Source organism: Streptomyces sp. NBC_00038 (assembly GCF_026343635.1).
GTDB lineage: Bacteria > Actinomycetota > Actinomycetes > Streptomycetales > Streptomycetaceae > Streptomyces.
Window position 1 is genome coordinate 5,890,530 of sequence record NZ_JAPELQ010000001.1, and the last position, 12,367, is coordinate 5,902,896.

Annotated in this window: 8 protein-coding genes; 4 read left to right on the top strand and 4 right to left on the bottom strand. The window is 69.5% G+C overall.

Annotated elements, in window-relative coordinates; translation table 11 throughout:
* Positions 1–379: 379 nt before the first annotated feature.
* From OG219_RS26660 to OG219_RS26675, 4 genes are all read left to right on the top strand, one after another.
* A complete protein-coding gene (locus OG219_RS26660; protein ID WP_266830515.1) occupies positions 380–1,651 on the top strand; it encodes a DUF3500 domain-containing protein in 1,272 nt (423 codons plus the stop codon).
* A complete protein-coding gene (locus OG219_RS26665; protein WP_266830517.1) occupies positions 1,648–3,033 on the top strand; it encodes a HupE/UreJ family protein in 1,386 nt (461 codons plus the stop codon). The genes OG219_RS26660 and OG219_RS26665 overlap by 4 nt, the downstream gene beginning before the upstream one ends.
* Before the next feature lie 118 nt (positions 3,034–3,151).
* Positions 3,152–4,252: a substrate-binding domain-containing protein gene (locus tag OG219_RS26670; protein ID WP_266830519.1), complete on the top strand. Its 1,101-nt coding sequence runs from the start codon at positions 3,152–3,154 to the stop codon at positions 4,250–4,252.
* Between the two features lie 210 nt (positions 4,253–4,462).
* Positions 4,463–6,631: an RICIN domain-containing protein gene (locus tag OG219_RS26675; protein WP_266830521.1), complete on the top strand. Its 2,169-nt coding sequence runs from the start codon at positions 4,463–4,465 to the stop codon at positions 6,629–6,631.
* 57 nt (positions 6,632–6,688) lie between these two features.
* Here the strand turns inward: OG219_RS26675 and OG219_RS26680 are convergent, their stop codons facing one another.
* The 4 genes from OG219_RS26680 to OG219_RS26695 all read right to left on the bottom strand — a co-directional run bounded on the left by OG219_RS26680 (position 6,689) and on the right by OG219_RS26695 (position 12,293).
* Positions 6,689–9,046 carry a glycoside hydrolase family 3 N-terminal domain-containing protein gene (locus tag OG219_RS26680; RefSeq protein WP_266830523.1) on the bottom strand — a complete coding sequence of 786 codons (2,358 nt, stop codon included), beginning with the start codon at positions 9,044–9,046 and terminating at the stop codon, positions 6,689–6,691.
* Between the two features lie 96 nt (positions 9,047–9,142).
* The gene (locus tag OG219_RS26685) at positions 9,143–10,066 is read right to left on the bottom strand and encodes a carbohydrate ABC transporter permease (RefSeq protein WP_266830525.1); all 924 of its coding nucleotides are present in this window, start codon (positions 10,064–10,066) and stop codon (positions 9,143–9,145) included.
* The gene (locus OG219_RS26690) at positions 10,063–10,914 is read right to left on the bottom strand and encodes a carbohydrate ABC transporter permease (RefSeq protein WP_266836239.1); all 852 of its coding nucleotides are present in this window, start codon (positions 10,912–10,914) and stop codon (positions 10,063–10,065) included. The genes OG219_RS26685 and OG219_RS26690 overlap by 4 nt, the downstream gene beginning before the upstream one ends.
* A 56-nt stretch (positions 10,915–10,970) precedes the next feature.
* Positions 10,971–12,293 (bottom strand): extracellular solute-binding protein, encoded by a 1,323-nt coding sequence (locus OG219_RS26695; protein WP_266830527.1) that lies wholly within the window; start codon positions 12,291–12,293, stop codon positions 10,971–10,973.
* Between the last annotated feature and the right edge of the window lie 74 nt (positions 12,294–12,367).

Genomic DNA, 12,367 nt, shown 5'->3' on the forward strand with positions numbered 1-12,367 from the left:
CGCGCCGTGTTCGCGCGGCCTGCCCCCTCGGCCGGGTATCGGCGATAGCAGGAATTTCTATTTACGCGATAAGCGTGACCTGTCAAATACATAAGCGAATGCCGTGAATTCGCGCCGTGCGGGGGTGCGACTCAAGAATGTTTTTCTTCTTCTGAAGAGGCATTGAGATTCCGGTAAGAGTGTCGATAATCTTGTCAACAATCGCACGGGGTGTCCAGGCGCCTGTCGTGCGTTTCAGTCCTGCCCACGGCCGCTGACGAGCGGTCGTTGGGTGTGGAGAAATGTCCAGTATCTATTTGGATGCGGCGATATCGGAGCCGGTCGATAGGTGCTGCCCTCATGGCCGGGGGCGTCGTTCCCAGGCTTGAAGGAGTGGTTCATGAGCAGAGAAAGAACCCGTCGAGTGCGCATGCGACGGAATACGCGGAATGTGGCCGGTGCCATCACGGCGATCGTCCTTGTCGGCGGTGGCTTTGCCATAGCGAATGCGTCGACGGATGTGTCGACGAGTAAATCGGCCGCAGGCGTCCAGCGCCCGGTCGACAAGAAGGCCACCGGCACCAAGGCCGTGGTCAGTGCCGCAAACGCGTTCCTGAACACGTTGGACGCCGACCAGCAGGCGGAGGTGCTGCTCGACCTCACGGAGGAGAACGCCACGGCGTGGTCGAACCTGCCGTGCGGCTCCACCTGCCGTCCCGGCATCGAGCTCGGCTCCCTGACCGACACTCAGCTGGCCGCTGCCCAGCAGCTGCTGAAGGTGGCCACGGGTACCGGCAAGGGCAGCGGGTACGACCAGATCACCCAGATCATCAAGGCCGACGACGTGCTCGCCTCGGTGCAGGCCACCAGCTCCGCGGGTGCAGGGCCGGCGGCGCCCTCGGACGCCGCGTCGAGCACCGCCTCGGCGGACCCGTCGGCCACGGCGAGTTCCACGGCCACCGACGCCCCGACGGGCGCTCCGCCCTCCGGCGGCACCGGCGGTGGCGGCTCGTTCGGCTACGGCAGCGGCCTCTACTACATGGCGTTCCTGGGCACCCCCTCGGCGGACGGCACCTGGCAGATGCACTTCGGCGGCCACCACCTCGCCGTGAACCTCACCTACAAGAAGGGCAAGGTGGCAGGCGCCAGCCCCTTCTTCATCGGAGTCGAGCCGACCAGCTGGACCGCCGAAGACGGCACCACGTACTCGCCGCTGGAGGAGCAGCGCAGCGGCATGCTCGCGCTGACCAGCAGCCTGAGCACCGAGCAGCTGGCCACCGCCAAGCTGTCCGGGACGTACAACGACGTGCTGCTCGGCCCGGGCGAGGACGGCCAGTTCCCGGAGACCAAGGAAGGCATCAAGGTCAGCGAGCTGTCGCCCAAGCAGCAGAAGCTGGTTCTGAAGGCCATCTACCCCTGGGTCTCCAACGTGGACGACGCCACCGCGAAGAAGCTCATGAAGACGTACGAGCGTGAGCTGAACGAGACCTACGTGGCCGTCTCCGGCGGCACCGCCCTCGACACCCAGGGCGACTACGTGCGCATCGACGGCCCCGGCGTCTGGGTCGAGTTCGTCTGCCAGAACGGCCTCGTCATCCAGGGCAAGGTCCACTACCACACGGTGTACCGCGACCACACCCGCGACTACGGCAGCGAGTTCTCCTTCTCATGACCCGACCGCGAAACTGGCTGACCACAGCACTTCGCCTGGTGGCCGGGATCGCGATCGCGGTACCGGCGACGCTCCTCCTCGGAGCGTCGCCGGCCGCCGCGCATCCGATGCCGCACTCAGTGGTCCAGCTCGACGTGTACAAGGACTCGGTCACCGCGCGCCTTGAACTGCCCGTCGGTGACCTCGCCACGGCCAGCGGCATCGACCTGACCACCATCAAGTCGGCCGCCCTGCCCACCAAGGCCGAGGCCGTCCGCGCCTACCTCGCCCAGCACATCCGCCCGACCACGCTCAAGGGCGAGGCCTGGCAGGTCAGCATCGGCGCGCTGAGCCTGGGCCGCACCCAGCAGACCTCCACCGGCCCGTACCGCGAGCTGGTCGCCAAGGCCGTGTTCACGCCGCCGGCAGGCGCCGACGTACGGCACTTCACACTCGACTACGACGTGATCGTGCACCAAGTCGTCACGCACGTGGCGCTAGTGACGGTACGTCAGGACTGGGCCGCCGGCCGGGTCGGCGAAGTCGGGACCACCCAGGTCGGCACCGTGCGCCTCGACGTCCGGAAGATGAGCGTCGAGCCCCTGACCGTCGACCTCGGTGAAGGCAGCGCCTGGCGCGGCTTCATCGCCATGGTCAAGCTCGGTGGCGACCACATCCTCACCGGCACCGACCACCTGCTGTTCCTGCTCATCCTGCTGCTGCCCGCACCGCTGCTGGCCGTCGGGCGGCGCTGGGACGGGCTGGTCGGCGCCCGTTCCGCGCTCGGGCGCATCGGCCGCATCACGCTCGCCTTCACCATCGGCCACTCCGTCGCGCTGGCCGCCACCGCCCTCGGCCGTCTGGAGATTCCCAGCTGGCCGGTCGAGGCGTTCATCGCCGCCAGCATCCTGGTCGGCGCCGTACACGCGGTCCGCCCCCTCTTCCCCGGCCGGGAAGCGGTCGTGGCCGGCGTGTTCGGCCTCGGCCACGGCATGGCGTTCTCCTTCGTGCTCGCCGAGATGCAACTGTCCACCGGGCAGCTCGTGTTCAGCCTCCTCGGCTTCAACCTGGGCATCGAGCTGGTCCAACTCCTGCTGGTCTGCCTCGCCCTGCCCACGCTGCTCGTGATCGCGCGGATGCGGGTACAGCCCACGCTGCGGGTGGGCGGCGCGCTGCTCACCGGCACGGCGGCCCTCGGCTGGCTGGTCGACCGCCTCGGTGCGCCCAACCCGGTCGCCCGGGCCGCCGACAGCGCCGGATCCCACACCACGCTGATGCTGTCCGCCCTCGCGCTGGCCGCGGTCGCCGCCGTCGGCTGGACACTGGCCACCCGTCGGCCCGCGCTGTCCGAACCGGGCGAGGGTGTCCGTCTCCGGCTCCGACGGTTGAGAGCTGAGAGCTGAGAGCTGAGAGCTGGGAGCCGGGAGTTCAGAGGCGGCTCCTCGGGCGGCTGGACGGACGGCGGCGTGTGCATCGGTCTTGCCTACGCCCGCCGCGCCCCGTTACCTTGCGGCGAAGTTTGTGGACAGATACGCGGTGCGGTCCGGCGTATCGGTGTTCGGCGAGCGGAACGGGCATCGAGTGACAGGTCGCGGCAAGGGGCAGCTGGAGGCGCAGTACGGCCTTCTGACGAGCATCGCCGGTGAGGCGGGGGTCTCGCTCAGCACGGTGTCGAAGGTGGTGCACCGGCGCCGGGACGTCGGCGCGGCGACGCGTGAGCGGGTCGAGGAACTGCTGGCACGGCACGGGTTCGTCCGCCCATGGGAGCGGGATCCGGCGACGCCCCGGCAGATCATCGCGGTGTTCCGGGACCTGTCGGGGCCGTACACCCTTGAGGTGGTCCGCGGCATCGTGGACGCGGCCGGCGGGCTCGGGATCGACGTGGTCACCGGGACGACGAGCCGGCGGTCGATCTCCGGGTGGCTGCAGGAGTGTGTGGCGCTCGGCGCGGCCGGGATCGTCATCGTGATCTCGATGCTGTCCGAGGAGGACCAGCGCCGCATCGTCGAACAGCGACTCCCGGTCGTCCTGATCGATCCGCTCAGCGCGCCCTCGGAGGACATTCCCAGCATCGGGGTGACGAACTGGAGCGGTGCCAGGGACGCCGTGAAGCATCTGCTGGACCTCGGGCACACCCGTATCGGCATGGTCGCGGGCCGCTCCCACTCCCTGGCCGGGGCGGCGCGGGTGCACGGTTACCGGGCCGCGCTGGAGGAGGCCGGGCTGGCCTACGACCCGGCGATCGTCCGCTCGACCGACTTCGACTACGCCGAGGCGCTCGCCACCAGCGCGCAGATCCTGCGGGCGGACGACCCGCCCACGGCCGTCTTCGCGGCCAGCGACGCACAGGCGCTCGGCGTCCTGGAGGCGGCCCGTCAGCAGGGGCTCGCCGTGCCGGACGACCTGGCGGTGATGTCCTTCGACGACACGCTGGTCGCGGCCATGGCCTGCCCGCCGCTGAGCGCCGTACGCCAGCCCTTCGAGGAACTGGGACGCGAGGCGACCAGGGTGCTCCTGGAGCTCGCCCAGGGCCGGGCGCCCGCGTCACCGCGTATCGAGCTGGCCACGGAGCTCGTGCTGCGGACCTCGACGTCTGTTCGCCGACGCGTCAATACCACGTAGCCCGCCACTGTGCGAAACACTTTCGAAACGCGGCGGTGACATTGCGGTGTCGGCTCCGAATACTGGGCGTCCTACCCAGCGCACCCTCAACTCCCCTTTTATGAAACGAGGCGTGCGCTTCCCCCGGGTGAAAGGAACGCCGTGCTCGCGACAGCCCGCCCTCCGGCCGCCGCCGTCAGGCTCAGACGAACCGCAATGACAAAACCCTTCATGAGTAAGGCAGTTGCGGCAGTGTCGGCCTTCGGCGTCGGCCTGGTATTCGCCATTGCCTCCGCGACCAGTGCGCAGGCATATCAGCCGACCCCAGCGAATTTGTATGTCGCGGACAATCCCGCCGCCTGCAACAAGAATCCCTGCGTTCTCTACCCGAAGTCGGCCCAACTCCCGGGCGGCCGGCTGGTGGCGACGTTCGAGAACAGCCAGACCGCTCCGGTGGGGCAGACGATGCCCATCCACAAGAGCGACGACGCCGGTACGACCTGGCAGAAGCTGGCCGACGTCAAAGCCCCCGCCTACCTGTCCAGCGACGCCAAGTACGCGAAGTACACGAGCAACTGGACCAACCCGTATCTCTACGTGCTCCCGCAGAACGTCGGAAACCTGAGCGCCGGCACGCTGCTTCTCGCGAGCATCGTCTCGGGGGACGACTACTACTACCAGGAGCAGAAGGCCGCCAACTCCAGCTGGACGCCGACCGGTGACGGCGACCGCAAGGACGTGGCGCTCGCGCTGTACTCCAGCACCGACCAGGGCGCGTCCTGGAGCATCCAGAACATCATCGCCACCGGCGGATGGCAGGGCGGGAGCGCGGGCGCCATCGGCCGTGTCTCGAACGCCAACACCTCCGCCCAGGTCGATCCGCTCTGGGAGCCGCACCTGGTCGCCCGGGGCGGCCAGCTCGTCGCCTACTACTCCGACGAGAACGACTACCTCGGCTACAACACCACCACCGGAATACCCACCATCGACCCGGCCAACGACACGGCGCCGGACTCGGGCGGCCAGCTCCTCGTGCACAAGACCTGGGACGGCAGCAGCACGTCCTGGAGCCAGCCGGTCGTCGACATCCCCGGCGCCACCGTGAACAACGGCGGCAAGACGGAGATCGGCGGCGGCCGCCCGGGCATGACGACGATCGCCCCGACCACCGACGGCAAGTGGCTTCTCACGTACGAGTACTGGGGCGGCGGAACGAACGTCCGCTACCGGATCGCGGACGACCCGCTGAAGTTCTACGCGGCCGGTGACGCCGCGATCACCGCACTGCCGGTGCCCTCGGGCGGCCGCACGCTGTCCACGGGCGGCAGCCCGGTGCTCCTCCCGATGCCGGACGGGCGGATCGTCTACAACGCGTCCGGCAGCGGCAACGTCTGGGTGAACGAGTCCGGTCTGAGCACCGGGACCTGGAAGGAGTACCAGACGACGATGCCCAGCGGTTACAGCCGCACTCTCCAGTACGTCGAGGGCACGGGACGCGTCCTCATCCTCCAGGCCTCGTGGAGCGGCGGGAGCACCGGGCCCGTGAAATACGGCGAGGTCGACCTCGGCCGGTCCGACGGCGCCTACACCACCCTCGTCAACCGCCTGACCGGGCAGGTCCTCAGCCCCGACACCGGAAAGACGCAGGACGCGAACCTCACCGGAAACGTCCCCGACCTGGTCCTCAAGCCCCGGGCCGCCGCGGACGATTCGCAGCGCTGGCATCTGACGGCCAAGGGCGCCAACGTGACGCTGCTCAACAAGACCGGTGGCCGCTCGGTCGCCATCTGGACCGGCACCGCGACGGCCGGGCAGAAGCTGGCCCAGTGGGTCGACGACGGTGCCACCGACAAGCAGTGGACCCTCGTCTCCTCGACCGACGGGTACTACAAGATCCGCTCGGTCCGTAACACGAGTCTGTTCATGACGGGTGCGACGGCGGGCGGCTCCGTCACCGTGGCGGCGTCGGCCACCGACGGCTCACAGGACTGGCAGCTCGTCCAGGACCCGCTGCCGACCGCCGCGTCCTTCACGCTGAAGGGCGCCAACTCCGGTCGCTGCCTGGACGTGCCGAACGCCGCGACGGGTGTTCAGGTGCAGATCTGGGACTGCTCCGGCAACGCGAACCAGCTGATCACGCAGACCGCCGCGGGTGAACTCCGCATCGCAGGCAACTGCCTTGCCGCCAACGGCGACGGCACCACCGCGGGCACCACGCTCATCCTCTGGGCCTGCAACGGGAAGCAGAGCCAGAAGTGGTGGTTCCGTCTGGACGGGTCCGTCGTCAACCGCTCCAACGGTCTCGCCATCGACGTCAATAACTGGGCGACGGCGAACGGATCGCCGGTGCAACTGTGGTCGGCTCTCGGCAACGCCACCCAGAGGTGGAGCCGGGCATAACAGACCAAAAGAGGGCGGCGCCACCGACTGACCGGTGGCGCCGCCCGCCCCTGTGAGTCACTCCCGCTCGACCGTCACCGCCACCGCGTGATGCCGTACGACCGTCGCGTCCCGCTCCTCACCGACGAGCCGGACGGCCTCCCGCACCGGTGTGTCCAGGCTGGAGGAGCCCGCCTGCAGCAGGATCTCGCCGGGCTCGACGATGCGCCTGCCGTCCAGGCCCGTGAAGGCCAGGCGGTCGGTGTGGACGTGGAAGCGGACCGTCGCCTGCTCGCCGGGGGCGAGGCCGATCTTGGCGAAGCCCAGCAGGGAACGCACCGGCCGGGTGACCTGCGCGACCGGGTCGACGGCGTACAGCTGGACGGTTTCGGCGCCCGCGACCGTCCCGGTGTTCCGCACGCGCGCGCTGACCGTGAACTCCCCGTCCACCGGCACCAGTTCGCGGTCGACGGTCCCCAGGTCGATCTCGAAGCTCGTGTACGAGAGTCCGTGGCCGAAGGGGAACGCGGGCGTCGGATCGAGGTTGGACAGCCAGCTCTGCCGGTCGCCGAGCGGCGGGTGGAGATAGGTGTACGGCTGGCCGCCGGGCGTGGTCGGGATCTGCACCGGCAGCTTGCCGCTGAAGTTCGCCTTCCCGGCGAGGAGTTGGGCCACCGCCCGGCCGCCCTCCTCGCCGGGCAGGAAGACCTGCACCATGGCCGCGGCGGAGGACGCGAACCGGCCCACCGCGTAAGGGCGGCCGCTGCTGACGACCAGGACGACCGGCCGGCCCGTCGCAAGGACCGCCTCGACCAACTCCTCCTGGACGCCGGGCAGACGCAGGTCCTCCACGTCGCAGCCCTCGCCCGAGGTGCCGATGCCGAACATCCCCGGCTTGTCGCCGACGACCAGCACGGTGAGGTCGGCCGCCGCGCAGGCTTCCACCGCGGCGGGGATACCGGAGCGGTCCTCGTCCCGGATCGGGCAGCCCTCGGCGAACTCCCAGTTCACGGAGGGCAGTTCCTCGGTCAGCGCGGTGCGCAGGGATGCCGCCTCGACGCCGTTGCCGAGGTCGTCGCGTTCGGCGAGGACGTGGTTGGGGAAGCTGTAGCAGCCGAACATGGTGCGTACGTCGTCGGCGCACGGGCCGATCAGTGCGATCCGGCCGGCGGCGTCCTGGAGGGGCAGGATCCCGTCGTTCGACAGCAGGACCGCGCTCGACTGGGCAACCTTGTGCGCGAGTTGACGGCTCTCCGGCTTGTCCAGGTCCAGCTCGCCCGCGCGCAGGGCGGGCGGTCGCGGGTCCCAGTCGGGGTCGAGGAGCCCGAGCTCGACCTTCTGCCGCAGCACCCGGCGCACCGCCCGGTCGACCAGGTCCTCGGCCACCGAACCCTGCTCGACGGCGTGGACGAGCGCGTCGCCGAAGCCCCGCTGGTCGGGCAGTTCGACGTCCATCCCGGCCCGCAGGGCGAGTGCGCCCGCGCCGGGCAGGTCGGCCGCGACCCGGTGGGCGTTCACCAGGAACGGCAGGGACCAGTAGTCGGAGACGACGGTGCCCTCGAAACCCCACTGCTCGCGCAGTACTTCGGTCAGCAGCCAGCGGCTCGCGGCGGGCGCCTCGCCGTCGATCTCGGCGTACGAGTTCATGACCGACCGCACGCCCGCGGCGACGAGCCGTTCGAAGGGCGGCAGGATGACGTCGAAGAGTTCGCGGCGGCCGAGTTGCGCCGGGGCGTGGTTGCGGCCGCCCATCGAAGTGGAGTACCCGGCGAAGTGCTTGAGGGTGGCGTACACACCGGCGCTCTGCAGACCGGTGACGTACGCCTCGGCCAACTCGCCGACCAGGTAAGGGTCTTCGCCGAAGGTCTCCTCGCAGCGGCCCCAGCGGTAGTCGCGGATGACGTCGACGACGGGGGAGAGCCCCTGGTGGACCCCGGCCTCGGCCATGTCGGAGCCGATGGCCTCGCCGACCTTGCGGATCAGCTCGGGGTCGAAGGTGGCCGCCATGCCCAGAGAGGTGGGATAGATGGTGGCGCCGTAGGCGGTGAAGCCGGTCAGGCACTCGTCGTGTGCCATGGCCGGGATGTCGAATCTGCTCTGCGCCATCACCTGCCGCTGGTGCCGGGCGAGGAGACGGGAGTGTTCGAGCGCGGGCCGGGGCAGCGTGCCGTAGGGGCGGGTGAGCTGGCCGAGGCCGTGCCGGGCGGTCGCGTCGAGGTCGCCGACCCGGCCGAAGTGGTTGCTCCCCGGGGCCACTTCCGGGCCGTCGGCCTCGATGTCCTCCCAGGTGCTGCTGAGCTGCGCGACCTTCTCCGGCAGGGTGAGCCGGGCGAGCAGCGCCTCGACGCGCTCGGCGGTCGAGAGGGCGGGGTCGGTCCAGGGGCGGTCGCCCTCCCGCTGGGGGAGGCCGCCGTGGCCGGGCATGGTGGTCGTCATTCACGACTCCTCGGGGATGTGCGCGGGCACGCCGACGGGGCCGGGCGCGGGGCCCGGCCGTCGTAACGGGTGGGGTGAACTGCCCGGTGGTGCGGGCTACTTGGAGAAACCGGCGGTGAGACCGGCGACGAGCTGACGGCGGGCGAGGATGAACAGCGCCAGCATCGGAAGGGTGGAGAGCACCACGGCGGCCATTGTGGCCGGTACGTCGATGCCGAACTGGCCCCGGTAGAGGGTCAACGCCAGTGGCAGCACCGCCCTGTCGCCGCTCTGCGTGAGGATGAGCGGGAAGAGGAAGCCGTTCCAGACCTGCAGTCCGTCGTAGACGGCGACGGTCATCAGCGCCGGGCGGGCCAGCGGCGCCGCAAGGGACCAGAGCATGCGCCAGTCTCCGGCGCCGTCCACGATCATCGCCTCGAACAGCGACCGGGGCACATCGCGCAGGAAGCTCACCAGGATCATCACGGTGATCGGCAGCGCGAACGCCGCCGAGGGCAGGACGATCGCGAGCAGGCTGTCGTACAGCTGCATCTTGATGATCAGCAGGTACACGGGGATGATCACCGCCTGCAGTGGGATCGCCAGGCCCAGCAGGAACAGCCGGAAGGACAGCCGGGAGAAGCGGCTGCCCGCGTTGCGGACGATCGCGAACGCGGCCATGAGGGCGAACGCGACGGCCAGCACCACCGTCCCCGCGGTGACGACGACGCTGTTGAGCAGATAGGTCGTGAAGTCGCCGTCCAGCACGGTCCGGTAGCTGTCGAGCGTCGGGTGGCCGGGCAGTGCGAGCGGGCTGTCGGTGGTGAAGTCGGCCCTGCTGCGCAGGCTGGTGACGACCAGCCAGTAGACGGGTACGACGACGAGCGCGGTCCAGAAGAGCGCGGCGCCGCCGGTGAGGGCGCGGCGGAGGATCCCTGCCACGGGGTTCGGCCGGACGGGCCTGGGGGTGACCGCTCTGTGGGTCGGGACGTGTCCCTGCCGTTTGGCGGCGGGGCGGGTCTTGGTCACGGTGGTGCTCACATGCCCTCCTGCTGGCTGTCCATCCGGGTGAAGCCGGACAGGCGGGTCATCAGCAGCGACAGGCCGAGGCCGAAGACCACCAGGAGGGTGGCGACGGTGCTGGCGCGGCCCATGTCGTGGGCCTGGAAACCGGTGATGTACATGGACAGGGGGAGGACGCGGGTGGCGGTGCCCGGTCCGCCGGTGCCGCCGGACAGGACGAAGATCAGGTCGAAGTACGTCAGTGAACCGACGAGCATGAGCGTGCTGGACGTGACCATCGTGTACTTCAGCTGCGGCAGGGTGATGTGCCGGAAGCGGGTCAGGGGCCCGGCGCCGTCGAGGGCGGCGGCCTCGTACAGGGCGGTCGGGATCTGTCGTATCCCCGCTTGGTAGAGCAGGGCGTGGAACGGCACGAACTGCCAGGCGATCACGAAGATCACTGTGTACAGGGCCAGTTCGGGCGAGCCGAGCAGCGGCTTGGCCAGCCAGTGCAGGCCGGGTGTGGCGCCGATGCCGAAGGACGGGTCGAGCAGCGCCTGCCAGGTCAGGCCGATCGCCACTGCGGACAGCAGCAGCGGGAGGAAGAACAGCACGGAGAGCAGCGCGCGCAGCCGCCCCCGGGGCGCCTGGAAGACGCCGAGCGCCAGGGCGATGGGCGTCTGGATCAGCCAGCTGACCAGCATCACCTTGACGGTGAGCCACAGCGACTGCCAGGTGGCGCCGTCGGTCAGGACGCCGCTCCAGTTGCCGCCGCCGGCCCAGCCGACGGAGCCCAGGCCGTCCCAGCGGGCGAGGCTGAGTGCAGCCACGCCCACCAGGGGGACGAGACCGAACAGGCCGAAGAGAAGCAGGGCGGGGGCGGCCATGAGGAGGCCGCTGCCCCCTCTCCGGCGTGTGCGGGTGCTCGTCGGGACGGTGACGGTCACGACGCCGCCTTGCTCATGTTCACACCGAACTCGGTGGGCGAGATCTGCCGCAGGAACGACTTGTCGGTGTTGGTCAGCAGCGGGTCGGCCTGGTCGGACGGCAGGGCCTGGTCCCAGGAGAGCTGGAAGCTCGGTGCCTGGTCCACCAGGTCGTAGACGAACGTGAGCCAGTCCTTGTCGGTCGTCGACTTCACGGCCGCGAGCTTCGAGTCCAGGCCCTTGACCGGCGGCACGCTGCCGGCCGCGAGGTAGGCGTCGATCTGGGAGTCGTTGAGGATGTAGTCCTTCAGGTAGCCCAGCGCCTCCGACTTGTGCTTGGAGGACGAGTTCAGCGACAGGAAGTTCGACGGGTTGCCGACGATGTTCTCCGGGCTGCCGGCGCCGTCGGACAGTGCCGGGAAGGCGACGTAGCCCAGGTCCTTCTTGGCGAAGTCCGGTGCGGCCTTGACGATGTTGGCGTACTCCCAGGTGCCCATCACCTCCATCGCCGCCTTGCCCGTGTAGAGCAGGGCGGTGGAGGCGCCCTGGTCGTAGATGACGGAGGAGGCGCTGTCGCCGAAGGCGCCGGCCTTCACCAGGTCCTGGAGCTTCTGGTTGGCCTTGGTGACCGACGGGTCCGTCCAGGCGGAGGCGTCACCGGCGGCTATGTTCGCGAACACCCGGGAGCCGCCGGTGCGGTCGAGCAGGTACTCCAGGTACATCAGCGTCGGCCACTTGGAGCCGGCCGCGAGCGACAGCGGCGCGACGTCCTTGGACTTCAGCTTCTGCACGGCCGCGAGCAGGTCTTCGTACGTCTTCGGCGGCTCCACGCCCGCGTCGGCCAGCACCTTCTTGTTGTAGTAGAGGACGACCGGGGCCAGGCCGTTGACGGGCACGCCGTAGACCTTCTCGTCGAAGGTGGCGCTCTGCATCACGCTCGGGGTGTACCGGTCCGAGTTCACCTCGGACGCGGTCAGCGCGTCGACCTTGCCCGCCTTGACGTAGTCGTTGAGGGCGCCGCCGCCCCAGCTGAAGAAGAGGTCCGGGGCCTGGTTCGCGCCGAAGGCCACGCGCAGCTTCTGCTTGTAGTCGTCGTTGGCGAACAGCCGCAGCGTGATCTTCGCGTCCGAGTGGTCCTTGTTGTAGGCGTCGACCGACTCCTTGAGGATCGTCTGGTCGTTGAGCGCCCACATCGTCAGGCCCTTTGCCGACGAGGTCGTGGACGGACCCGAGGACCCGCAGGCGGCGAGGCTCGCGGCCGCCGCCAGGGTGACGGCGGACGCGACGACGCGTCGAATTCTCGGACTTCCGAGATTTCCTATGACCGGGATTCCCCGCATGGTGTGCCTCTCTTCTTCGGCATGCCGATGGTGAGCGAGGCAGATCGGAAACGGAATCCGGTCCGAAAGGCTTT